Source organism: Streptomyces sp. NPDC001135 (assembly GCF_053598395.1).
This window is the reverse complement of sequence record NZ_JBSFKD010000016.1, coordinates 1-22,803: the sequence shown is the minus strand read 5'-3', so window position 1 is coordinate 22,803 and position 22,803 is coordinate 1. Positions and strand designations below refer to the sequence as shown.

At 71.5% G+C, this 22,803-nt stretch carries 23 protein-coding genes, 1 tRNA gene and 1 pseudogene; 17 read left to right on the top strand and 8 right to left on the bottom strand.

Features of this window, described 5'->3' with window-relative positions; translation table 11 throughout:
- Window positions 1-110 precede the first annotated feature (110 nt).
- The 3 genes from ACWC94_RS20410 to ACWC94_RS20400 all read right to left on the bottom strand — a co-directional run bounded on the left by ACWC94_RS20410 (window position 111) and on the right by ACWC94_RS20400 (window position 4,077).
- A complete protein-coding gene (locus ACWC94_RS20410) occupies window positions 111-800 on the bottom strand; it encodes a LuxR C-terminal-related transcriptional regulator (protein ID WP_450798182.1) in 690 nt (229 codons plus the stop codon).
- Window positions 801-1,104: 304 nt separating this feature from the next.
- Window positions 1,105-2,442 carry a sensor histidine kinase gene (locus ACWC94_RS20405; protein ID WP_450798180.1) on the bottom strand — a complete coding sequence of 446 codons (1,338 nt, stop codon included), beginning with the start codon at window positions 2,440-2,442 and terminating at the stop codon, window positions 1,105-1,107.
- A gap of 450 nt (window positions 2,443-2,892) precedes the next feature.
- Window positions 2,893-4,077, bottom strand: coding sequence for a sensor histidine kinase (locus ACWC94_RS20400; protein WP_450798179.1), 1,185 nt, complete (start codon window positions 4,075-4,077; stop codon window positions 2,893-2,895).
- Window positions 4,078-4,336: 259 nt separating this feature from the next.
- Here ACWC94_RS20400 and ACWC94_RS20395 point away from each other — a divergent pair, with 259 nt between their 5' ends.
- The 12 genes from ACWC94_RS20395 to ACWC94_RS20340 all read left to right on the top strand — a co-directional run bounded on the left by ACWC94_RS20395 (window position 4,337) and on the right by ACWC94_RS20340 (window position 16,461).
- Window positions 4,337-4,756 (top strand): NADH-quinone oxidoreductase subunit A, encoded by a 420-nt coding sequence (locus tag ACWC94_RS20395; RefSeq protein ID WP_450798178.1) that lies wholly within the window; start codon window positions 4,337-4,339, stop codon window positions 4,754-4,756.
- Window positions 4,747-5,361 carry an NADH-quinone oxidoreductase subunit B gene (locus ACWC94_RS20390; RefSeq protein ID WP_450798177.1) on the top strand — a complete coding sequence of 205 codons (615 nt, stop codon included), beginning with the start codon at window positions 4,747-4,749 and terminating at the stop codon, window positions 5,359-5,361. Before ACWC94_RS20395 ends, ACWC94_RS20390 begins: the two co-directional genes overlap by 10 nt.
- A complete protein-coding gene (locus tag ACWC94_RS20385) occupies window positions 5,358-7,127 on the top strand; it encodes an NADH-quinone oxidoreductase subunit C (RefSeq protein ID WP_450798176.1) in 1,770 nt (589 codons plus the stop codon). Before ACWC94_RS20390 ends, ACWC94_RS20385 begins: the two co-directional genes overlap by 4 nt.
- Entirely contained in the window at window positions 7,124-8,092 is a 969-nt protein-coding gene (locus ACWC94_RS20380) for a complex I subunit 1/NuoH family protein (RefSeq protein ID WP_450798175.1), read from the top strand. The genes ACWC94_RS20385 and ACWC94_RS20380 overlap by 4 nt, the downstream gene beginning before the upstream one ends.
- A gap of 2 nt (window positions 8,093-8,094) precedes the next feature.
- Window positions 8,095-8,646 carry a NuoI/complex I 23 kDa subunit family protein gene (locus tag ACWC94_RS20375; RefSeq protein WP_450798173.1) on the top strand — a complete coding sequence of 184 codons (552 nt, stop codon included), beginning with the start codon at window positions 8,095-8,097 and terminating at the stop codon, window positions 8,644-8,646.
- A complete protein-coding gene (locus ACWC94_RS20370; RefSeq protein ID WP_450798172.1) occupies window positions 8,643-9,278 on the top strand; it encodes an NADH-quinone oxidoreductase subunit J family protein in 636 nt (211 codons plus the stop codon). The genes ACWC94_RS20375 and ACWC94_RS20370 overlap by 4 nt, the downstream gene beginning before the upstream one ends.
- Window positions 9,278-9,652, top strand: a complete 375-nt coding sequence (gene nuoK / locus ACWC94_RS20365) for an NADH-quinone oxidoreductase subunit NuoK (RefSeq protein WP_450798171.1) — start codon at window positions 9,278-9,280, stop codon at window positions 9,650-9,652. The genes ACWC94_RS20370 and nuoK overlap by 1 nt, the downstream gene beginning before the upstream one ends.
- Window positions 9,649-11,643, top strand: coding sequence for an NADH-quinone oxidoreductase subunit 5 family protein (locus ACWC94_RS20360; RefSeq protein ID WP_450798170.1), 1,995 nt, complete (start codon window positions 9,649-9,651; stop codon window positions 11,641-11,643). The genes nuoK and ACWC94_RS20360 overlap by 4 nt, the downstream gene beginning before the upstream one ends.
- A gap of 6 nt (window positions 11,644-11,649) precedes the next feature.
- Window positions 11,650-13,224, top strand: coding sequence for a complex I subunit 4 family protein (locus ACWC94_RS20355; RefSeq protein WP_450798168.1), 1,575 nt, complete (start codon window positions 11,650-11,652; stop codon window positions 13,222-13,224).
- Complete coding sequence (locus tag ACWC94_RS20350; RefSeq protein ID WP_450798167.1) at window positions 13,221-14,738, top strand: NADH-quinone oxidoreductase subunit N; 1,518 nt, start codon at window positions 13,221-13,223, stop codon at window positions 14,736-14,738. The genes ACWC94_RS20355 and ACWC94_RS20350 overlap by 4 nt, the downstream gene beginning before the upstream one ends.
- Window positions 14,739-15,208: 470 nt before the next feature.
- On the top strand, window positions 15,209-16,072 hold the full coding sequence (gene htpX / locus ACWC94_RS20345) for a zinc metalloprotease HtpX (protein WP_450798166.1): 864 nt from the start codon (window positions 15,209-15,211) through the stop codon (window positions 16,070-16,072).
- Window positions 16,069-16,461 carry a YccF domain-containing protein gene (locus ACWC94_RS20340; protein ID WP_450798165.1) on the top strand — a complete coding sequence of 131 codons (393 nt, stop codon included), beginning with the start codon at window positions 16,069-16,071 and terminating at the stop codon, window positions 16,459-16,461. The genes htpX and ACWC94_RS20340 overlap by 4 nt, the downstream gene beginning before the upstream one ends.
- Window positions 16,462-16,533: 72 nt before the next feature.
- Here ACWC94_RS20340 and ACWC94_RS20335 read toward each other — a convergent pair whose 3' ends face one another.
- A complete protein-coding gene (locus ACWC94_RS20335; RefSeq protein ID WP_450798164.1) occupies window positions 16,534-17,784 on the bottom strand; it encodes an APC family permease in 1,251 nt (416 codons plus the stop codon).
- 155 nt (window positions 17,785-17,939) lie between these two features.
- Here ACWC94_RS20335 and ACWC94_RS20330 point away from each other — a divergent pair, with 155 nt between their 5' ends.
- Window positions 17,940-18,206, top strand: coding sequence for a GlsB/YeaQ/YmgE family stress response membrane protein (locus ACWC94_RS20330; protein WP_450798162.1), 267 nt, complete (start codon window positions 17,940-17,942; stop codon window positions 18,204-18,206).
- Between the two features lie 75 nt (window positions 18,207-18,281).
- Here the strand turns inward: ACWC94_RS20330 and ACWC94_RS20325 are convergent, their stop codons facing one another.
- Window positions 18,282-18,770 (bottom strand): YajQ family cyclic di-GMP-binding protein, encoded by a 489-nt coding sequence (locus tag ACWC94_RS20325; protein WP_450798160.1) that lies wholly within the window; start codon window positions 18,768-18,770, stop codon window positions 18,282-18,284.
- Between the two features lie 227 nt (window positions 18,771-18,997).
- On the opposite strand from ACWC94_RS20325, the gene ACWC94_RS20320 reads away from it, so the two are divergent.
- Window positions 18,998-19,079: transfer RNA gene (locus tag ACWC94_RS20320), tRNA-Tyr, on the top strand.
- Between the two features lie 175 nt (window positions 19,080-19,254).
- On the opposite strand, the gene ACWC94_RS20315 is transcribed toward ACWC94_RS20320, so the two are convergent.
- Genes ACWC94_RS20315 through ACWC94_RS20305 form a run of 3 tightly spaced genes read right to left on the bottom strand, consistent with a single transcriptional unit; the run spans window position 19,255 to window position 21,058 of the window.
- Window positions 19,255-19,728, bottom strand: a complete 474-nt coding sequence (locus tag ACWC94_RS20315) for a hypothetical protein (RefSeq protein ID WP_450798159.1) — start codon at window positions 19,726-19,728, stop codon at window positions 19,255-19,257.
- Window positions 19,725-20,612, bottom strand: coding sequence for a bifunctional DNA primase/polymerase (locus ACWC94_RS20310; protein WP_450798157.1), 888 nt, complete (start codon window positions 20,610-20,612; stop codon window positions 19,725-19,727). Before ACWC94_RS20310 ends, ACWC94_RS20315 begins: the two co-directional genes overlap by 4 nt.
- Window positions 20,609-21,058 (bottom strand): hypothetical protein, encoded by a 450-nt coding sequence (locus ACWC94_RS20305; RefSeq protein ID WP_450798155.1) that lies wholly within the window; start codon window positions 21,056-21,058, stop codon window positions 20,609-20,611. Before ACWC94_RS20305 ends, ACWC94_RS20310 begins: the two co-directional genes overlap by 4 nt.
- Between ACWC94_RS20305 and ACWC94_RS20300 the strand changes: the two genes are divergently transcribed.
- The 3 genes and pseudogenes from ACWC94_RS20300 to ACWC94_RS20290 form a co-directional block, all read left to right on the top strand.
- Window positions 21,048-21,521: a GntR family transcriptional regulator gene (locus ACWC94_RS20300; RefSeq protein ID WP_450798154.1), complete on the top strand. Its 474-nt coding sequence runs from the start codon at window positions 21,048-21,050 to the stop codon at window positions 21,519-21,521. The genes ACWC94_RS20305 and ACWC94_RS20300 overlap by 11 nt on opposite strands.
- Window positions 21,514-22,371, top strand: a complete 858-nt coding sequence (locus tag ACWC94_RS20295; protein ID WP_450798153.1) for a hypothetical protein — start codon at window positions 21,514-21,516, stop codon at window positions 22,369-22,371. Before ACWC94_RS20300 ends, ACWC94_RS20295 begins: the two co-directional genes overlap by 8 nt.
- A 40-nt stretch (window positions 22,372-22,411) precedes the next feature.
- Window positions 22,412-22,803, top strand: a pseudogene (locus ACWC94_RS20290) (transposase); the annotation flags it as partial.

Here is a 22,803-nt window from a genome sequence, read left to right as displayed (position 1 = left end):
CGGAACCCCGATCAAGAAGTTCCCGAGCGTCCCTCGCTTGTCTCCTGAGTCCCTGGCTGCCGGGTACCCGGCAGCCAGGGACTCAGGAGACTGTCCGGAGGCGCCGGTCGTCAGGAGTTCAGGTACGTCAGGACGGCCAGAACACGACGGTGGTCCCCGTCGCTCGGGGCCAGTCCGAGCTTCAGGAAGATGTTGCTGACGTGCTTCTCCACGGCCCCGTCGCTGACCACCAGCTGCTTGGCGATGGCCGAGTTCGTGCGCCCCTCCGCCATCAGCCCGAGCACCTCGCGCTCGCGCGGGGTCAGCCCCGCCAGCACGTCCTGCTTGCGGCTGCGCCCGAGCAACTGAGCGACGACCTCCGGGTCCAGCGCCGTACCGCCCTCGGCCACCCGCACCACCGCGTCCACGAACTCGCGCACCTCGGCGACCCGGTCCTTGAGCAGATAGCCCACACCCCGGCTGGAACCGGCCAGCAGCTCGGTGGCGTAGCGCTCCTCCACGTACTGCGACAGCACCAGCACCCCGAGCCCCGGATGCGCCTTGCGCAGCCGTACGGCCGCCCGGACACCCTCGTCGGTGTGCGTCGGCGGCATCCGTACGTCCGCCACGACCACGTCGGGCAGCGCGCCCTGGGCCTCCAGGTCCGCGACGGTCTTCACCAGCGCCTCCGCGTCCCCGACACCGGCCACGACATCGTGCCCGCGGTCGGTCAGCAACCGGGTCAGGCCCTCTCTGAGCAGCACTGAATCCTCGGCGATGACCACCCGCACCCTGTCCTCCACGATCTCCCGGCCCCCCATGCCATGCCGTTCGTGCGACGACGCCCGCCCATGCGGACGCTCGTCCGTACGAAGGTCAAGCATCCCAGCATTCGCACCGCACCGCCGCCGCGCAGCACAATCCGGCCACCGGGAGGACCGGTGATGTCGCTGTGAGTGCCGGGCCGGCGGGCTGACACCTGTGGGCCTTCGGCGGGTGTGCCGTGCCGTGTCCGCGCGGTGGCCGGGTCAGCGGGGCGGGAGACTGTCCCGGCAGGCGGGCGGCAGGAGGCGGCGGGAGGGCCGCGGGTGTGGCACGGGCGGTCGGGGGGCGTCGTACCGGGGGTCAGGCTCGCCAGGGCAGTTCCGCGATCACCCGGGTGGGGCCGCCCGACGGGGAGTCCACCACGAGGATGCCGTCCACCGCGTCCAGCCGTCCGGCGAGGCCGGCCAGGCCCGAGCCGCGGGAGGCGTCCGCGCCGCCCACCCCGTCGTCGGTCACCTGCAGCATCAGCCGGTCCTCCGTGCACCACACGTCCACCGAGGCGGACCGGGCCCCGCTGTGCTTGCTGATGTTCTGCAGCAGTTCGGAGACGGTGAAGTAGGCGATGCCCTCGATGGCCGGCGCCGGGCGGCCCGGCAGATCGACCTCGACCCGTACCGGCACCGTGCAGCGGGAGGCGACCGCGGACAGCGCGGCGTCCAGGCCCCGGTCGGTCAGCACGGCCGGATGGATCCCGCGGGCGAGGTCGCGCAGTTCCTGCAGCGCCGTCTTCACCTCCCCGTGCGCCTCGTCCACCATCCGCGCCGCCGCCCGCGGGTCCTCCCGGAGCTTCTCCTTCGCCAGCCCCAGGTCCATGGCCAGGTTGACCAGCCGGGCCTGCGCCCCGTCGTGCAGGTCCCGTTCGATGCGCCGCAGGTCGGCGGCGGCCGTGTCGACCACGACCCCGCGGTCCGACTCCAGCTCCACCACCCGCGCCGACAGCAGCGACGGCCCCAGCAGCCCCCGCACCAGCAGCCCGTCCACCGTCGTCAGGGCCCGTACGATCCACGGCGTGGCCAGCGTGACCAGCAGCCCGACCAGCGCGGTCACGGTGATCTCGAAGGGGTTGTCGAGGTAGACGCTGTGGTGTTCGTCGCCGTACAGCTGCAGCCCGCCCTGGCCGCCGTACATCGGGAAGACCCAGAACCACAGCGGGTAGGTCAGCAGCGACCAGCCGCACGTCCACAGGCTCACCACCACCGAGAACGAGAACACCGCCCAGGGGAACTGCACCAGCGTGTACAGCAGGTTCCGCCAGGAGGTGCCGCTCTTGAGCACCGCGCCCATCCAGGCCAGCACACCCGGCTTGCGCGACCGCAGTGGCTCCGGCTCGGCCACGTCCAGCCGCAGCAGCCCGCGCGCCCGCGCCCGTTCCAGCGCGCCGAACCCGCGGCAGCCGGCGAGCGCCGCCGCGAGCACCGGGATGCCGAGGAAGGTCACCAGCAGGCCCGCGCCGAGCGATGCCATGGTGACCGTCCAGGTGAACAGCACGATGGACAGGGGCAGGCTCAGCAGGACGTAGCCGAGCTCGCGCCAGCTGCGCGCCTCGAACGGCGCCCGCAACGCGGCGGGCAGCCGGTAGCCGGTTCCGGCGGACCGCCCGTGCCCCCGCCCGTACTCGTGTCCGTACTCCGTGGCCATCGATGTCGTCCCGTTCTCGTCGTTCGAGCGGCGGTTCAGCCGTGTCTCCAGGTTGGTGTGCCGAGGGGGTGCCGGGCCATGGAGTCCGTCGGCGTCTTGGGCCGGGGGTTTTCCCCACCCCCGTGCCTCCGGCGGGCAGGCCGTCGTCCGGTGCGGTCGGCGGTCGGCGGTTGGCGGTTGGCGGTTGGCGGTTGGCGGTCGGCGGTCGGCGGTCGCGGGTCAGCGGTCGGCGGTCGGCGGTCGCGGGTCAGCGGTTGCCGGTCGGTTTTTCGGCGCGGTCGGCTTCCGGCGCCGCGGTCGGCCTTTCGCCGCGGTCGGCTTCCGGTGCCGTCGTGCGCGACGGCCGTAGGGGGCGCGCGGTGAGGCGGCTGCGGTCGGCGGTGGGCGCCCGCGCAGTTCCCCGCGCCCCCGGGAAGTAGCGCCCGCCGCACGCTTGTGCGGAACCGTCGGTTACTGCGTCCGGTCCCGCCACGGCAGCTCGGCCGTGATCACCGTCGGGCCACCGGCCGGGGAGTCGAGGACGAACAGGCCGTCCACCGCGCCCAGCCGCTCCGCGAGGCCCCGCATCCCGGTGCCGCCCTCCAGCCGGGCGCCGCCCCGGCCGTCGTCCCGGACCTGGATGAGCAGCCGGTCCTCCGTCCGCCACACGTCCACCGAGGCGGACCGGGCCCCGCTGTGCTTGCTGATGTTCTGCAGCAGTTCGGAGACGGTGAAGTAGGCGATGCCCTCGATGGCCGGCGCCGGACGGTCCGGCAGGTCCACGGTGACCTTCACCGGCACCGTGCAGCGGGTGGCGACCGCGGACAGCGCGGCGTCCAGGCCCCGGTCCGTGAGCACGGCCGGATGGATCCCGCGGGCGAGGTCGCGCAGCTCCTGCAGGGCCAGTTTCACCTCGCCGTGCGCCTCCTCCACCATCGCCGCCGCCGAGTCGGGGTCCTCCAGCAGCTTCTCCTTGGCCAGACCGAGCCCCATGGCCAGGTTGACCAGCCGGGCCTGCGCCCCGTCGTGCAGGTCCCGTTCGATGCGCCGCAGGTCGGCGGCGGCCGTGTCGACCACGACCCCGCGGTCCGACTCCAGCTCGGCGATACGGCGTTCCAGCTCGTCCGACGGCGACAGCAGCCCGCGCACCATGAAGCGGTCCACGTTCGCCAGCCCCCGCGCCAGGTACGGCAGCACCGGCCACAGCACGAACAGCGAGGTCAGCACGGTGCAGAAGGTGACGACGCCCCACGGCAGCCGGATCGCGTCGTACAGCAGCGTCCGCCAGCCCACCGGGTCCTTCAGCGCCATCCACAACCGCTGCACCGGCCCGCCGCTCCGGGCCAGCGGCATCGGAGTCGGCTCCTCCACCCGCACCCCGAGCAGCCACCGGGCGCGGGCCCGCTCCAGCTTCCCCAGCTGCCGTGCGCCCAGCAGACTGAGCGCCAGCAGCGGAAGGCCGACGACGGTGATCGTCAGCGATCCGCCGACGGACAGCACGGTGATCGCGTAGACGAAGCCGAACACCGTCACCGGCAGGTTCAGCAGGAGATACAGGATCTCCTTCCACGTGTGCGTGTCGTACGCCGGCCGGATCGGCGGCAGCCGGTCGGTGCCGTCGGCCGCCCGGCCGTCGACGGAACTGGTAGCGGTCATACCGGTCAGCCTGCCGTGCGCGGCGCCCTCCGCGCCATGCGGTACGCCGCCCTCCGCCGCCGGGGGAAATCCCCACCCCGCCCCCGTCATTCGTCTCACCCCGTGACGGGCTGCTTACCCTCTCTTTATCAGGGCCTAGACTCCCGTGCGTACAGATCGTCGAATCAGGTTGCAGCACAGAGCTCAGGACTCACGGGTTCGCTGACGCGCGAGTTCACTCATTCACTAGGGTCACGAGGTCAGGGAGCGAGGTCGGACGGTGCGGGAGACGTTGGGGGACTCGACGGTCGGCGCGGCGAACGTCATCGCGGCCGGCTACTTCCGGTCCTACTCTGTGGTAGGACTGCTCGCGCTCGTCGGCGTGCTGTTCGTCGCGGTCGCCTTCGGCGCGGGCCGCCTGCTGCGCCCGGTCGTGCCGACCCCGGAGAAACTCCTGACCTACGAGTGCGGCGTCGACCCCGTCGGCGAGGGCTGGGCCCACACCCAGGTCCGCTACTACGTCTACGCCTTCCTGTACGTGATCTTCGCGGTCGACTCGATCTTCCTGTTCCCCTGGGCCACGGTCTTCGCCGCCCCCGGTTACGGCGCGACGACCCTGGTGGAGATGTTCATCTTCCTCGGCTTCCTCGCCGTGGGCCTGCTGTACGCATACAAGAAGGGCGTCCTGGCATGGACGTGACCCCGGATCCCGTTTACCTGCCGGAGCCCAAGCGGCTCGGCGCCCTGGCCCGCCTGGCCCCCGAGCCGATGAAGGTGGTCCTCAACTGGGGCCGCCGCTACTCGCTCTGGGTCTTCAACTTCGGCCTCGCCTGCTGCGCGATCGAGTTCATCGCCGCGTCGATGGCCCGCCACGACTTCATCCGCCTCGGCGTGATCCCGTTCGCGCCGGGACCCCGCCAGGCGGACCTGATGGTGGTGTCGGGCACGGTCACGGACAAGATGGCCCCGGCCGTGAAGCGCCTGTACGAGCAGATGCCCGAGCCGAAGTACGTCATCTCCTTCGGCGCCTGCTCCAACTGCGGCGGCCCCTACTGGGACTCGTACTCGGTGACGAAGGGCGTCGACCAGATCATCCCGGTGGACGTGTACGTCCCCGGCTGCCCACCCCGCCCCGAGGCGCTGCTCCAGGGCATCCTGAAGCTCCAGGAGAAGATCGCCCGCGAGTCGCTGGGGGAGCGGTACGGCACCGGTTCCGCCCGCCCGTCGGCCGCCGCCCTGACCAGCGACCTGGTCAAACCGCCGGTTCCGGCCCCGGCACCGGGCACCGAGGGGGACGCCCGATGAGCACCGCCGGCTGGCTGCCCGCCCCGGTCGAGGACCTCTTCGGTACGGACGCCACGGCCGAGGAGTCGTACGACCTCCTGACCGTGGACGTCTCGCCGTCCTCCTGGCTGACCGCACTGGAGACGGCCCGTACGACCCTGGGCTGCACCTACTTCGACTGGCTGAGCGCGGTCGACGAACCGGGCACGGGGTTCCGCGTCTCGGCCCACGTCGTCGCCCTCCACCCGGTCCGCCGTCTCCTCGTCCGCACGACCGTCCCGCACGAGGCGCCGACGCTGCCCTCCGCCGTGGGCGTCTACGCGGGCGCCGCCTGGCACGAGCGCGAGACCCACGAGATGTTCGGTGTCCGCTTCGAGGGCCATCCGTCGCTGGAACACCTCCTCCTTCCCGAGAGCTTCGAGGGCCACCCGCTCCGCAAGGACTTCGTCCTCGCCGCCCGTGTCGCCAAGGCCTGGCCCGGCGCGAAGGAGCCGGGCGAGTCCGAACACGGCGGCCCGAAGCGCCGGCAGATGCTGCCCCCCGGCGTGCCGGACCCCAACGAATGGGGCCCCCTGAAGGGCCAGCTCCCGCCTGCCCCGGCCCGCCCGGCCCGTGCGGCGGCGGGGCGCGCGGCGGGAGACCGCCCGGCCCGAGCGGCGGGAGACCGCCCGGTACGACGCACCCGCACGGCGTCGGAGGGCTCCGCGAGCCAGCAGACGGAGACTCCCGCTGGTGCTGGTGCTGGTGCTGGTGCTGGTGCTGGTGCTGGTGCTGGTGCTGGTGCTGGTGCTGGTGCGGAGGGGGCGGTTGGTGCTGCCGGTGCCCGGCCGCGGCGGACGCGGAGCGCGAGCGAAGGCTCGGTGAGTCAAACCCGGGCGCCGGCCCCGCAGGACGCGGCCGAGCAGAAGCAGGCCGCGGCGGAGGGCGACGCGCCCCGGGCAGCGACTTCGGAAGGCCCTGCGGCCGAGGCGTCCGTGGCCCACGAGCCCGGCCCGGCGCCGACCCGCCCGCGTCGTGCCCGCAGCACCTCGGAGGGCTCGGCATCACAGCGGACCGGGACGACACCGGAGCCGACGGCACCGGCCTCGGGTGAGACGGCGACTTCTGGTGAAACGGTGGGCCCGGTTTCGGGTGCGCCGGTGGGCCCGGTTTCGGGTGCGCCGGGGGGCCCGGTTTCGGGCGAGCCGACCGCACCGACTTCTGGTGAGTCGACCGCACCGGCTTCCGGTGAGCCGACGGCACCCGTTTCGGGCGAGGCCGTGGCAGCGGCTTCGGGTGAGCCGGAGACTCCGCCTACGGGCAGGCCGACCGCACCGGACAGCGCGGCTCCTCCCGCCCGCCGGAGTACGGCCCCGCGCAGCTCGGACGCCCCCTGGCACCACGCCCGCCCGGCCTTCGACGAGCCGACGGAGTCCGAGCGGACGTCTACGGAGCCTCAGCGCACCTCTGCGGCGCCCGAGGAGTCCGAGCGGACGTCTACGGAGCCTCAGCGCACCTCTGCGGCGCCCGAGCCGATCCCTGCGGAGCCCCAGCCGACCTCTGCGGAGCCCCAGCCGACCTCTGCGGAGCCCGAGCCGACCTCTGCGGAACCCGGCCCGACCGAGCGACGACCCGAACGGCCCGCCAAGGGCGAGGACCCCGCCACCCGCGGCGACCGTGCCACCTCCACCACCCCCGGCACTACCGACGACGGCAACCCCGTCACCCCCGGCACCGCAGACACTCCGCACACCCCCCGTGCCCCAGAGACTCCCGACGACCCCCACCCCACAGGAGGCCCGCAGTGAACGGCGTGCTGGACGTCGCTCTGCGACTCCTCGTCGTGTTCGTCGTCTTCCTCACCTTCCCGCTGATCGTCGGTCAGACCGAGCACAAGGTGATGGCCCACATGCAGGGCCGGCTCGGCCCGATGTACGCGGGCGGTTTCCACGGCTGGGCCCAGCTCATCGCCGACGGCGTGAAGTTCGCGCAGAAGGAGGACGTGGTCCCGGCCGGAGCCGACCGCCGCGTCTTCCAGCTGGCCCCCGCCGTCGCCCTGCTGCCCTACCTCCTCGTCCTGCTCGCCATCCCGATCGGCCCGAGCGAGGGCGCCGTCGGCCAGGTACTCGACGCGGGCGTGTTCTTCGTGCTCGCGGTGATGGGCGTCGGCGTGCTCGGCTCGCTCATGGCCGGCTGGGCCAGCGCGAACAAGTTCTCCCTGCTCGGCGGCCTGCGCACGGCCGCCCAGCTGCTCGCCTACGAACTCCCGATGCTGCTCGCCGCCGCCTCGGTCGCCATGGCGGCGGGCACCGTCTCCCTCCCCGGCATCCTGCACACCTTCCACTGGTGGTGGGTGCCCTGGCAGATCGTCGGCGCGGTCGTCTTCTTCGTCGCCGGACTCGCCGAACTGCAGCGCCCGCCGTTCGACATGCCCGTCGCCGACTCCGAGATCATCTTCGGCGCGTACACCGAGTACACCGGACTGCGGTTCGCACTCTTCCTCCTCGCCGAGTACGCCGGGATCGTCGTCCTGTGCGGTCTGACCACCGTCCTGTTCCTGGGCGGCTGGCACGGCCCCTGGGGCCACGACGGCCTGGGCTGGCTGTGGACCCTGCTGAAGACCGCGATCCTCGCCTTCCTCGTCATCTGGCTCCGCGTGACCTACCCGCGGCTGCGCGAGGACCAGCTCCAGAAGCTCTCCTGGACCCTCCTCGTCCCCCTCTCCCTCGCCCAGATCGCCCTCACCGGCATCGTCAAGGTGGTGATCTCCTAACCATGGCCCCCCTTCCCGGCAGTGGCCTCGCCAAGGGCCTGGCCGTCACCCTCCGCACGATGACGAAGAAGACCGTCACCGAGCAGTACCCGGACGCCCTGCCCGAACTGCCGCCCCGCACCCGCGGCGTGATCGGCCTGTTCGAGGAGAACTGCACGGTCTGCATGCTCTGCGCCCGCGAATGCCCGGACTGGTGCATCTACATCGACTCCCACAAGGAGACGGTCCCGCCGGCCGCCCCCGGTGGCCGCGAGCGCAGCCGCAACGTCCTCGACCGGTTCGCCATCGACTTCTCCCTGTGCATGTACTGCGGTATCTGCATCGAGGTCTGTCCTTTCGACGCGCTGTTCTGGTCCCCGGAGTTCGAGTACGCCGAGACCGACATCCGTGAGCTCACCCACGAGCGGGACAAGCTCCGCGAGTGGATGTGGACCGTCCCGGCCCCGCCCGCCCTCGACCCCGCGGCCGAGGAGCCGAAGGAGATCGCCGCCGCCCGCAAGACCGCCGACAAGCTGGCGGCCGCGCAGGCCGAGCCGGGGGAGGACGCCTCGTGAGCCTCGCCGCAGCCACGGCCACGGTGGCCGTTTCCGGCACTCGGGGCTTCCTGTCCCCGACCGGCGTCGAGATCGCCTTCCTCCTCGTCGGCCTGGTCACCTTCGGTGCCGCGCTGGTCACCGTCACCACCCGCCAGCTGGTGCACGCCGCCCTGTGGCTGGTGGTCGCCCTCGGCGGCCTCGCCGTGGAGTACCTGCTGCTCACGGCCGAGTTCATCGCCTGGGTACAGGTCCTGATCTACGTCGGTTCCGTCGTCGTCCTCCTGCTGTTCGGTCTGATGCTCACCAGGGCGCCCATCGGCCGCTCCCCGGACGCCGACTCCGGCAACCGCTGGGCCGCCCTGGCCGTCGCGGTCGCCGCCGCCGTCGCCCTGGTGTGGGTGGTCGTCGACGCCTTCCGCACCACCTGGATCGACCTGGACGGCCCGGCCGCCGGCACCACCCGGGTCACCGGCGAGAGCCTGTTCCGGACCTGGGTCCTGCCCTTCGAGGCCCTGTCCGTGCTGCTCCTCGCGGCCCTGGTCGGCGCGATCGTCCTGTCCCGCAGGGCGAAGGCGGACACCGCCGCCGGCGCACCGGCCCCCGCGGACGTGCCCGCGACCGCACCCGGCGAGAAGGAAGGCGCCCGCTGATGCACCTCGCCTACCCGGCCGTACTCTCCGCCCTCCTCTTCTGCACCGGCCTGTACGGCGTCCTCGCCCGCCGCAACGCGATCCTGGTCCTGATGTCGGTCGAGGTGATGCTCAACGCCGTCAACCTCAACCTCGTCGCCTTCGACGTCTGGCTCAGCCGGGCCGCGAAGGAGACCCTGCACTCCGGCCAGGCGCTGACCCTGTTCACCATCGCCATCGCCGCCGCCGAGATCGGCATCGGCCTGGCGATCGTGCTCGCCGTCTACCGCAACCGCGGCACCTCCGACATCGACAAGCTCCGCGACACCGCCGAGGGCCCCGCCACCGGGGGACCGGACGCCTCGGCGGCCGAGAAGGCTGAGGCCAGCGCGTGACCACGACCACCCTCGCCGTCCTCGTCCCCCTCCTGCCGTTCCTCGGCGCCGCGGCCGGACTGCTGCTCGGCCGCACCGCCCCCGGGTTCGTCCGCCCGCTCGCCGTGCTGCCGCCGCTGGCCTCGCTCGCGCTGGCCGCGCTGGTCGCCGTGCGCCAGGGCGGCGGTCAGGCCATCGACGCGCACACCGAGCTGACACCCACCGGCTCGGTCCCCGTCGAGCTGGCCCTGCACATCGACGGCTTCGCCGCGCTCGTCGCGGTCCTGGTCGCGTTCGTCGCCGCCTGCGTGCAGATCTACTCGACGGGCTATCTGCGCGACGACCCGCGCTACCCCTCGTACGCCGCCCTCGTCTCCCTGTTCACCTCCGCGATGCTCCTGGTCGTCTACTCCGGCGACCTGATCGTGCTGCTGGTCGGCTGGGAAGTCATGGGCATCTGCTCGTACTTCCTGGTCGGCCACTACTGGGAGACCCCGGAGGCCCGCACCGCCTCGCTGAAGGCCTTCCTGGTCACCAAGCTCGGCGACGTGCCGTTCCTGATCGGCCTGTTCGCGCTGGCCACCGACGCCGGCTCCTTCCGCATCACCCGCGTCCTCGGCGCCGTCGCGAGCGGTGACCTGCACCACCCGACCCTCGTCGCCCTGCTGCTCCTCGCGGGTGTCGCGGGCAAGTCGGCGCAGTTCCCCCTGCACACCTGGCTGCCGGACGCGATGGCGGGCCCGACACCCGTCTCGGCGCTCATCCACGCCGCGACGATGGTCGCCGCCGGTGTCTACTTCATCGCCCGTCTCCTTCCGGTGTTCGAGTCCTCCCAGGCCGCGATGATCGTGCTCGCCGTCATGGCCGCCGTGACCATGACCGGCTCGGGTCTCGCCGCGCTCGCCCAGGACGACATCAAGCGCGTCCTCGCCTACTCGACGATCGGCCAGCTCGGCTACATGACCGGCGCCCTCGCCGTCGGTGACCGCGGTGCCGCCGTCTTCCACCTCCTGTCCCACGGCGCCTTCAAGGCGCTGCTGTTCCTCGCCGCCGGCGTGATCATCCATGCCGCCGGCACCAACTCGCTGGCCGCCATGTCCCGCATGCACGGCCTGCGCGACCGCGTCCCGGACGCCTACTGGACGATGACCGTGGCCCTGCTCGCGCTCGCCGCGATCCCTCCGTTCAGCGGCTTCTTCTCCAAGGAGTCGGTCCTCGGCGCCGCCGAGCACGCGACCGACGGCCACAGCGCGCACGTGCCCGGCTCGGCCGGCTGGATCGTCCTCGTCGCCGGCCTGGTCACCGCCCTGCTGACCGCCGCTTACGCGGCCCGGCTGTGGCTGCTGGCCTTCCGCGGCCGGGGTGCCGAGGCCCCCGACCACGGCCGTCAGCCGCTGACGATGACCGCGGTGCTCTGGGTCCTCGCGGTGCCGTCCCTGGCCTTCGGCGGGCTCGCCTACCGCTCGCTGCCCGGCTGGTTCGACGGCCGCGACCTGACCCCGACCCTGCCCACCTCCATCCTCGGCACGGGCCTCGCCCTGGTCGGCGGGCTGCTCACCTACGGCGCCTGGCAGCGCACCACGCAGCTCGCCGCCCGGGCCCCGATGGGCGCGGTCGCCGCCCACCCCGAGGGCGACGCCGCACTGGTCGAGGCCGAGGCCATCGCCACCCACGAGCCGGCCTACGGCGACATCGCCTACGCCCCCGACCCGGCGGACCCCGGCCGGCTGCTGCTCGGCCCGCTGCACCGGCCCGCGGCCGCGGGCTTCCACCTGGACGCCGTGTACGACGTGCTGTTCGTCCGCCCGGTCCAGGCCGGGGCGAGCCTCGTCCGCTTCCTCGACCGAGAGGTCGTCGAGACCTACGTGCAAGGCGCGGCCGGCCTGCCCCGGCTGCTCGGGGCCGCCGTACGGCGCGCCCAGACCGGCAATGTGCAGACCTATGTGAGCGCGCTGCTCGCCGGCACCGTCGTCCTGGCGGTCGCCGTCGTCCTCGTCGCCACGGGAGCGTGAGCAGGCGTGATCGATATCAACGAGTCCGTGATGCAGTTCCTTCTGGCATTCGTCGTCGTCGGCCCGCTCCTCGGCGCCGTCGCCGCTCTCCTGCCGGCCCCGCCCGGGCTGAAGGGGAAGTCGCCCGAGCAGGCCGTGCTGCGGCACGGTGTGACCGTGACCGGCGCGATCCTCATCGCCGCGATCGTCCTCGCGCTCGGCTTCGACCACGACCACGCGTCGAAGATGCAGGCCACGACCGACATCAGCTGGATCCCCGCACTCGACGTGCGGATCCACCTCGGCATCGACGGCATCTCCCTCCCCCTTGTCGTCCTGACCGCGCTGCTGACCTTCCTCTGCGCGCTGTACTCCTACTTCAACCCGCCCAAGGGCCCGTCCCCGAAGGCGTTCGTCGCGCTGCTGTTCCTGCTCGAGTCCGGCACCCTCGCGACCTTCGCCGTCCTCGATCTGCTGCTGTTCTTCCTCGCGTTCGAGATGGTGCTCATCCCGATGTACTTCCTCATCGCCCGCTGGGGCGGGGAGGGCCGGACCCGGGCCGCGTGGAAGTTCATCCTGTTCACGCTGCTCGGCTCCGTCGTCATGCTGCTCGGCCTGCTCCTGATCGGAATCAAGGCGGGCACCTTCGACATGGTGGCACTCGCCACTGACAACGGCCGGTCGCTGACCGCGTCCGTGCAGGTCATCGCCGTTCTGGCGATCGGGATCGGGCTCGCCGTGAAGTCGCCGATGTGGCCGCTGCACAGCTGGCTGCCCGACGCTCACACCGCCGCGCCGACCGTCGGCTCGGTGCTGCTGGCCGGCGTCCTGCTGAAGATGGGTACGTACGGGTTCGTCCGGATCCTCCTTCCGGTCGCGCCGCACGGCTTCCACACCTTCGCGCCGTACCTCGCCGCGTTCGCCGTCGTCGGGATCATCTACGGATCCCTGGCCTGCCTGGCCCTGGCCAAGCGCGGCGCGAAGGGCGATCTCAAGCGGCTGATCGCCTACTCCTCCGTCGGCCACATGGGCTTCGTCCTGCTGGGCATCGCCACCATGACCCCGACCGGCGTCAACGGCGCCCTGTTCGCCAACATCGCCCACGGCCTCATCACCGGCCTGCTCTTCTTCCTCGTCGGCGCGCTGAAGGACCGCACCGGCACCACCGACCTCGACACCCTCGCCAAGGAGACGGGAGCCGCGCTGTACGGCAGGGCCCCGCGTCTGGGCGGCCTGCTCGCCTTCGGCGCCGTCGCCTCGCTCGGTCTGCCGGGTCTCGCCGGGTTCTGGGGCGAGATGCTGGCCCTGTTCGGGTCCTTCGAGCCCGCGGCCGGCCTCAGCCGGCCGGCCTTCCTCACCTTCATGGCGATCGGCGCCTTCGGCACCCTGCTGACCGCCGCGTACATGCTGATCGTGGTCCGCCGCGTCTGCATGGGCGGCGTCGAGCAGGAGGTCCATGCCCTCGCCGACGTGCGCGGGTACGAGTTCGCCGCCTGGACACCCCTCGTCGCCCTCACCGTCGTCGCCGGACTGTGGCCGAGGGCGCTGCTCGGCCTCACCGACCCGGCCGTGCACCAGCTGCTCGCAGGAGGCACCCGATGAGCGCCCAGCCCCTCGCCGAATCGCTGGTCCAGTCCGTCGACTGGCTCGCCGTCGCCCCGCCGACCATCACCGCCGTGGTGGGACTCGTCGTCCTGGTCGCCGACCTGTTCCTGCCCGAGGCCTGCAAGGCCGTCCTCGGCTGGATCTCGGTCGCCGGACTGGCCGTGGCCGCGCTGATGCTGCTGCCCCTCCTGGGCGGCGACCGCAGCACCTTCTGCCTGAACGGCGCCACGCGCGCGTGCAGTTACACCGCCGACCACTTCACGCTCGTCATCCAGTTCCTCGTCCTCGGCGGCGCCCTCCTCGCGGCGCTGCTGTCGGTCACGAACCTCGAGGACGACCAGCGGCGCGTCCCGCCCGGCGAGTTCTGGTTCCTGCTGCTGTCCTCGGCGGCCGGCGCCGCCCTGCTGCCCGCCTCCCGCGACCTGGCCACCCTGATCGTCGCCCTGGAGGTCGCCTCCCTGCCCGCCTTCGCCCTCGTCGGCATCCGGCACGGCGACAAGCGGTCCTCCGAGGCCGCCCTGAAGTTCTTCCTGTCCTCGGTGACGGCCACCGCGGTCAGCCTGATGGGCATCAGCTTCGTCTACGCCTCCACCGGCACCCTCTACCTCACCCAGGTCGCCCAGCGCCTGCCGCACGTCGACGGACAGCTGCACACGCTCGCCCAGACAGGTGTCGTCCTCACCCTGATCGGTTTCGCCTTCAAGACGGCCGCCGTCCCGTTCCACTTCTGGGTGCCCGACACCTACGTCGGCGCGCCGCTGCCCGTCGCCGCGTACCTGTCGGTCGTCGGCAAGGCGGTCGGCTTCTCCGGCCTGATCCTCGTCACCGTCGTGGCGTTCCCGTCGTACGCCGACGTCTGGGGCCCCGCGCTCGCCGTCCTGGCCGCCCTGACCATGACCGTCGGCAACGTGGGCGCGCTGCGCCAGCAGGCCACGCGCGCGTACAGCGCCGTACGGCTGCTCGCCTGGTCCTCCGTCGGCCAGGCCGGCTACCTGCTGGTGCCGATCGCCGCCGCCGGCTACGCCAAGGACCCGCAGAAGGCGATCGGCTCCACGGTGGCCTACGCGCTGATGTACGCCGCCGTGAACCTCGGCGCGTTCGCGGTGGCCGCCCTGGTGGGCCGCAGCCGGGCCCTGAACCGGATCGCCGACTACCGCGGCCTGTACGCCGCCAACCCGCTCACCGCGCTCCTGCTGGCGTTCTTCCTGCTGTGCCTGGCGGGGCTGCCGCCGGGCGTCATCGGGCTGTTCGCGAAGGTCACGGTGTTCTCGTCGGCGGTCGACGCGGGCCTCGGCTGGCTCGCCGTCGTCATGGCCGTCAACGTGGTGATCGCGCTCTTCTACTACCTGCAGTGGACGGCCCTGCTGTTCCGCGCCCCCGAGGGCGAACCCGCCCGGCACCGCGTCCCGGCTCCCCTCACGGCCGCCCTCGCCCTCACCGGCGTCCTCGGTGTCGCCCTGTCCGGGGCACCCCAACTGGTCCTCCGCTTCGCGGCCACCGGCCTGTTCTGAGGAGCCGTCACACGCGCCTCCCCCACCTGTGCCCCTCACGCGCGCGTGCAGCAGCGCTCCCCGCACGGCCCTTCGGTGACCGCGAACAGTCGGTGACGGCGAACAGTCGGTGACCGCGAACAAGGGCGTCCCGTGCCACCCCCTCGGAGCCGCCGGGTCATCGAAGCGGTGCCGACCCCGCACAGCCCGCGCAGCGGCCTCATCCCCGACGGCGCACACCACCGCCGTCGGCCCCGCGCCGCCGGAGATCAGCCCGGAGAGACGCGGAGCCGGTGCGCGCACAAAGGCCCGTGAGTCCTCGCGGCGGTTTCCGCGATCCCACGCGCGCGTGCCGTCGGCCGCCTCACCCGTACGGCCGAGGCACGGCACCGCCCGCACCAGGGAACTCGCGCCGCCCGCCTGGCGTTGAGCAGTACGGGAGGATCCACTGGACCTGAGGGTTCCCTGCTGCACGACTTGGAGGGCGTACGGTGCACCGCCGGCACAATGGGCTCAGGACGGCAGTACTCCTCGGGGGGCTGTCGGCCCTCATCATCGTCATCGGCAGCTTCTTCGGCCGTGCCGGTCTGGTCATCGCGGTCCTGGTCGCCCTCGGCACGAACGCGTACGCGTACTGGAACAGCGACAAGCTGGCTCTTCGCGCGATGCGCGCCCGCCCGGTCAGCGAGTTCGAGGCCCCGGGGCTGTACCGCATGGTCCGCGAGCTGTCCACACAGGCCCGCCAGCCCATGCCCCGGCTCTACATCTCCCCGACGGAGGCCCCCAACGCCTTCGCCACCGGCCGCAATCCGCGCAACGCGGCCGTGTGCTGCACCGAGGGCATCCTGCGCCTGCTGGACGAGCGTGAACTGCGCGGCGTGATCGGCCACGAGCTGAGTCACGTCTACAACCGGGACATCCTCATCTCCTCGGTGGCCGGCGCACTCGCCTCGGTGATCATGTTCCTGGTGAACTTCGCCTGGCTCATCCCGGTCGGCCGTTCGGACGACGACGACGGCCCCGGCCTGCTCGGCATGCTCCTGATCATGATCCTGGGCCCGCTCGCCGCCACCGTCATCCAGCTGGCCATCAGCCGCTCCCGCGAGTACGAGGCGGACGCCTCCGGAGCTCAGCTCACCGGCGACCCGCTGGCCCTCGCCAGTGCCCTGCGCAAGCTGGAGACCGGCACCCAGCAGCTTCCGCTGCCGCCCGAGCCCCGGATCGAGACCGCCAGTCACATGATGATCGCGAATCCCTTCCGCGCGGGCCAGGGGTTGACGAAGATGTTCTCCACGCACCCGCCGATGGCGGACCGCATCGCCCGGCTCGAGAAGATGGCAGGTCGCTACCAGTGAAGACCATCCTGAACATCATCTGGCTCATCCTGAGCGGCTTCTGGCTGTTCCTCGGATACCTCCTCGCCGGCGTCCTGCTCTGCATCACGATCATCGGGATCCCGTTCGGCATAGCGGCGTTCCGCATCGGCGTCTACGCCCTGTGGCCCTTCGGATACACCACGGTCGAGCGCCGCGACGCGGGCGCCCCCTCCTGCATCGGCAACGTCCTGTGGCTGGTCCTGGCCGGCTGGTGGCTGGCGCTCACGCACATCGTCACCGGCATCGCCCTGTGCCTCACGATCATCGGCATCCCGTTCGGCGTAGCCAACTTCAAGCTGATCCCGGTCTCCCTGCTGCCGCTGGGCCGCGAAATCGTCCCCACGGACCAGCCCTTCGCGACCCGCTGAGCCGGCCGGCGGAAGCCGGACGCCGGACGCGTGCGGGACAGCGGGCGCACTGACGGCGCGTCACCCGCCGTGTCACTCGCCGCGCCGGCGCACCCACCGCCGTACGCCGTAGGCCGCCGCCCCCACCGTGAGGACGCCCGCCCCCACCGCCACCGAGACGGCGGGCAGTGCGAACGCCAGCGTGGCGCAGCCCAGCAGGCCCACCACGGGCACCGCACGGGCCTTCGGCGCGGGGGTCAGGGTCCATGCGGACGCGTTGGCGACGGCGTAGTACGCGAGCACCCCGAAGGAGGAGAAGCCGATCGCGCCGCGCACGTCCACCGTCGCGGCCAGTACGGCGACCACCGCCCCCACGGCCGGCTCCGCACGGTGCGGCACCTGGAAACGCGGGTGTACGGCCGCCAGCGCCCCCGGCAGATGCCCGTCCCGGGCCATGGCGAGGGTCGTACGGGACACGCCCAGGATCAGCGCGAGCAGGGAGCCGAGCGCCGCCACCGCCGCCCCTGCCCGCACCACGGGCACGAGCCCCGGCACGCCGGCCGCCCGCACCGCGTCGGCCAGCGGAGCCCCCGCGTGCCCGAGCCGGTCCGCGCCGAGGACACCGAGCACCGCGACGGCCACGCACGCGTACACCCCCAGTGCGATCCCCAGGGCGAGCGGGATCGCGCGCGGGATGGTGCGCGCCGGGTCCCGTACCTCCTCCCCGAGGGTCGCGATGCGCGCGTACCCGGCGAAGGCGAAGAACAGCAGTCCCGCCGCTTGAAGCACTCCGCCGGCGCCCGACGACAGCCGGATGTCCAGCCGCCCGGCGTCGGCCCGCCCGGAGGCCAGGCACACGATCACCACGGCCGTGAGAACGGCCAGTACCACCGCCACGATCACGCGGGTCAGCCATGCCGACTTCTGGATCCCGCCGTAGTTCACGGCCGTCAGGACCACCACGGCCGCGACCGCCGCCGCATGCGCCTGCCCCGGCCACACGTACGCGCCCACGGTGAGCGCCATGGCCGCGCAGGACGCCGTCTTGCCGACCACGAACGCCCAGCCCGCGAGGTATCCCCAGAAGGGGCCCAGCCGTTCCCGCCCGTAGACGTACGTGCCGCCGGAGGCCGGGTAGCGGGCGGCGAGACGGGCCGAGGACAGGGCGTTGCAGTAGGCCACCACGGCGGCGAGCGCCAGCCCGGGCAGCAGTCCCGACCCGGCCGCGCGCGCGGCGGGCCCCAGGGCGGAGAAGACGCCCGCTCCGATCATCGAGCCGAGACCGATGACCACGGCGTCCCGCACTCCCAGGGTGCGCCGCAGTCCGGTGCCGGAGGGTGTCATGTGCCGCACCCTACTGAGCGCGGCAACCATGGGGTGGACCTGTGACGTCCTCTTCATCGACACGGCACGAACACGCGCGCGTGACGGCAGGGGTCCGCACCGGACTCTCAGCGGCCGGACAGTGCGGACACAGCGCGGAAGGGCAGGTTCACGGCATGAGCATCATCGCTTGGATCATCCTGGGACTGCTGGCCGGAGCCATCGCCAAGGTCCTCCTGCCGGGCCGCGACCCCGGCGGCTTCATAGGTACGACCCTGATCGGCATCGCGGGCGCGTTCATCGGCGGCTGGATCTCCGCCCGCTGGCTGGACCACCCGATCACCAAGAGTTTCTACGACGGCGCCACCTGGGCCGCGGCGATCGGCGGCTCCCTGGTGCTGCTGATCGTCTACCGCATCCTGTTCGGCAACTCCCGGGACTGAGCGCGGACCGGCAGCCGGTGCCGCGCCGGCACGCAGGGTGGGCACCGCTCGGGGGTGCCCACCTCTTACGGCCTCTTACCGGTAGTTCACGAACTGCAGCGCGAAGTCGAAGTCCTTGCCCTTCAGCAGCGCGATCACGGCCTGCAGATCGTCACGGCTCTTGGAGGAGACGCGCAGCTCTTCGCCCTGGACCTGGGCCTTCACGCCCTTGGGGCCCTCGTCGCGGATGATCTTCGCCACCTTCTTCGCGTTCTCCTGGGAGATGCCCTCCTCGATCGACGCGAAGATCTTGTACTCCTTGCCGGACAGCTGGGGCTCGCCCGCGTCCAGCGCCTTCAGCGAGATGCCGCGCTTGATCAGCTTGGACTGGAAGACGTCGAGGACAGCCTTCACCCGGTCCTCGGAGTTCGCCTCCATGAGGATCTTTTCACCGGACCACGAGATCGAGGCGCCCACGCCCTTGAAGTCGTAGCGCTGCGAGATCTCCTTGGCGGCCTGGTTGAGGGCGTTGTCGACCTCCTGCCGCTCGACCTTCGAGACGATGTCGAAACTGGAGTCGGCCATGTCCTGTGGCTCCTTGTATCGGGGTGCGTATCGGGTGCGTGCCGGCGTGCGCGGCGACGGCCGCCGGGTCCGGCGTGGCGCCGGGCCGCATCCGCACCAGCCTAGCCACCCCGCGAGCCGAGGGGTGGAGATCAACCGGGTGGCGAAGCACCCCCATGTATCGGGTATTGTTTACGTCGTCGCCAGGGAGCGCCGCCGTAGAGCGGATCGATCTGGTGGCCGACCCCGGCGGTGTGCCCGAGCGGCCAAAGGGAGCAGACTGTAAATCTGCCGGCTCAGCCTTCCCAGGTTCGAATCCTGGCGCCGCCACGCTGAGAGAGACCCTCTCTGACCAGGTTACTTCCCTGGTCAGAGAGGGTCTTTTCGTTGCCCCCTCCTGTTCGAATCGTCGTGGACGGGGCCTGGATGTGTCTCACCTCGTACCGCCCGTATCCCAGGTTTGATCAGTGCGTGTCCCCCAGGTGTCCCCCGGGGGAGAGCAAGATCACTCCGGCTCGTTCCACTCCCGAAGCGCTGCTTCGATCCGGCTGTTCGCATGCTCCCGCGTCTGGTCAAGCACCTTGGCGTACACCTTGTGCAGCACCGCGATGCTGTGTCCGGCGCGACGGGCACACTCCATGGCGTCCACGCCGGAACTGAGCCAGAACGAGCGGTGGGCGGTGTGAGCTTCAACCAGGGCGAGCACCCGGGCGTGGCCGACAGCGCTTCGGTCCCAGCCGCACAGGCATTTCGAGGTGGCCGTGGGCACCGTGCCGCGCGGGGCACGGACGTGGAGCCACGCGACGGGGCGCCGGCCGTCTCCCGTGTGCGGGTCAGAACGAAGAGCAGTTCGGACGCCCTTACGGGCGGCGCCTTTCGGCACGCCTACGGCCGCCGCGTCCACAGCCTGTGGAGCGGCCTGCGGGCCGGTGGGCGTCGGGGGTTGGCCTTCCAAGGGAGAGGTGGTGGGGGCGGTCATGCCGCCTCCCTGGGCCGTATTTTGCGGATGGAGCTGTCGAGGGCGCTGCGGATCGTGGTGCGGCACTCGGCGGCGGTGAGTCCGACCGCCTCTCCCGCCCCTTGGAAGGCCTCCTCCGCCACGTGCCGGGGGAGGTCGCCCCACGCCACGAACCGTCCCACCTTGAAGGCGCACCGGTTCAGCGTGTTGTTGCGCTGCCTCTCCGGGGCGGCGGCCACGACCGCGCACTCAGCTTCCAGTGCGGCCAGTGCCGCGCGGCTGCCGTCGACCGCAGGCAGCCTGAGCGGGCCCACAGAGCGCGGCGGGGTGGGCTGCAGGGTTTGCAGCCACGAGGGCAGTACGGCCGCCTCAGAGCCGCACAGAGCCTCGTACCGTCCGGCGGGGGTAGTGCTGCCGGCGGCGACGACGTACCCGCCCCATGCCCGGGTGTCGACCGAATCCGCCACGGTGCCCGCTGTGTTGCCCAGCCTCAGGCCGGGCGGGGCGGTGAAGTACAGATGCGTTCCACCGCTAGGGGTCCGGGTCCGGTAGGTGTCAGGGACGGCGTGCCCGGCGCGCTCGCAGAGCGCCGCAAAGGTCGTCGCGCCGTCAGGCGCGTCCGAACTGCCCTTGTGCTCTGGGGTGTCCAGGTCGACCACGAGCAGCCCGGACGGGCCGGTGGCGGTACCGACGTTGAACGGCGCTCGCGTCCAGGCGGCGCGGATGCGGTCGGGGTCGGTGGTGGCCCGCTGCTCCCACTTCACGTGCCCGCCCGCGCACACGCCGGTGCGGGTGCAGGACTTCTCCCCGTGCAGCGCCGGGGGCTTGCTGCCGGGCCGGAGCGGGAAGACGTGCCAGCCACGCTTGGCCGCGTCCAGGGCGGCGCGCAGCAGGTGCTCACTCATGCGGCCACCCCCAGGTAGCTGACCGCGTTGGCGCCCAGGAGCAGGCCGTAGGTGTGGTGGGCCTGCCGTGGGATCACGCCGTTGCCGAGGATCATGAGCTGGTTCTTGCGGGGGATGCCGGGGACGGCGGTCACCCAGCCGGCGGGCAGGCCCATCATCCATTCGGCGAACGCCGGGGACAGGCGCCGGTTGCCGCGCGTGCCGGGTTCGGTCGGGCAGGGCGCCGGCCGCCCGGTGACGCGCTCCCAGCGGCGGATGGCCGGGCCGTAGTCGGTGCCGTCGGTGGCGATCCAGTCGGCCTGCCGGGGCAGCCGGTTGACAACGAATTCGTTCAGCGGACGGGAGTTGCGGCCCAGCAGGTTGGAGGCACCCGACTTCCAGTCCCGGGTGGCCGGCGTGGGCAGCAGGCGTCTAGCCGCCGGCGTGGACGCAAGGGTGCAGGACATCCAGGAACAGGGGCGGACACCAAGCCAACAAATCTCGGTAAGCATCGAGAAAGCCACACCGGAGATCGCCCAACGACTCGACTTGCAGGCCGATGCGCTCGTGCTAGTTCGCCGTCGACTGCGTTTCGGGGATGATCAGCCGTGGTCGACCGAGGATTCTTACTATCCGCACGACCGTGTGAAGAACGCGCCCGCTGCCGAACCGGCGGATATCCCCGAGGGTGTTATCGCCTATATGGCGTCAATCGGGCACAAGCAAGTTCGTTACGTGGATGACGTCACGGCAGCGATGCCCAACCCGAAGCAGGCCACGGATCTGGCCGTTGAGGCAGGGATTCTCCTGCTGGTCAGGACCCGTGTCGGCTACACGGAGACGGGTCCGGTCCGGGTCACCATCACGGCAATGCCGACAGACCGGAACGTGCTTCGCTACGAGTTGGGAACAGGGGGAAGCAATGCGTGATGACGTCACCATTCGGCCGGCCGACCGAAGTGAAGCCGACAAAATCGCTTCCATGTGGGAAGAAGCCGCCACGCGGTTGAAGTCGATGGGAATCAACCAGTGGCAATATCCGTCCAACAGGGAAAAGATCGCTGACGACATCGGGCAGGGCTGCGCATATCTGGTTGTCGACGGCCCTGAATGCCTGGGCACCATCACGGTAGACGAGTTCGCCGATCCTGAGTTCTGGCTTTCGGACGATTTTCCCGACGACGCCTTGTATGCACACAGGATGATCGTGCGTGAGAATGCGGCCGGAATCTCGTTGGGCGTCTCCATGCTCGACTGGGCATCCCACAAGGCGGCGAAGATGGGTAAGTCCTGGCTTCGAGTCGACGCCTGGAAGACGAACCCCGACCTTGGGCGGTACTACGAGTCACAGGGTTTCGCGCACGTCAGGACCGTGGACCTCCCCCATCGGCGCTCCGGCGCCCTCTACCAGCGACCGGCGGGGTCGGTGACGGGGGTGGGCCCCCGGTACCTGGTTGGAGGCTTGGCGGTTGGACGAGAACGGCAACCCGGAATGGGGATGGACCTCAGAGGCATAGGTGCAGGTCGGGCGCCTCATGGCGTACGCCAACCCGTACGCCAACAGCAGCGCACAACCACGGGCAACAAGATTGCCGACCAGGGCTTGGTGCGTTTCCCGGCGTACACACCCGAAGAGCGCCGTCGGCTGGGCGCTGTCGCTCACCGCCTCACCACCTACTGGGGGCAACGGGTGTTCGCCGAAGCTGAAGACGAGTGCCGGATGAGGCTTTGCCTCGCCGGATACAAGGCGCTGCCGGAGTCGTCGGCGGCGCGCCCCTAAGACGTCGTTTCTTATGGCGTGATCGTTCGTTGAACCGTGCATGACGGATCTGGTTGAGCGGTTGGTGCCGGACGAGTTATGGGTGCTGTTCCGGCAGGTGGTGCCGCCAACGGAGGTGAGACGCCCGCAGGGTGGTGGTCGGCGACGGGCCGGGGATCGCGAGACCTTGGCGGCGATCATTTTCGTGGCCACGTCGGGCTGCACATGGCGGCAGCTGCCGCAGGTGTTCGGCCCTGCCTGGCCCACCGTCTACCGGCGCTTCGCCCAGTGGAGCCAGGATCGGGTCTGGGCCAGGCTCCACCGGGTCGTCCTGGACGAGCTCGGTGCCAGAGGTGAGCTGGACTGGTCGCGGTGCGCGATCGATTCCGTCAGCGTGCGGGCGGCAAAAGGGGGCCGCTGACCGGACCGAATCCGACCGACCGCGGCAAGCCG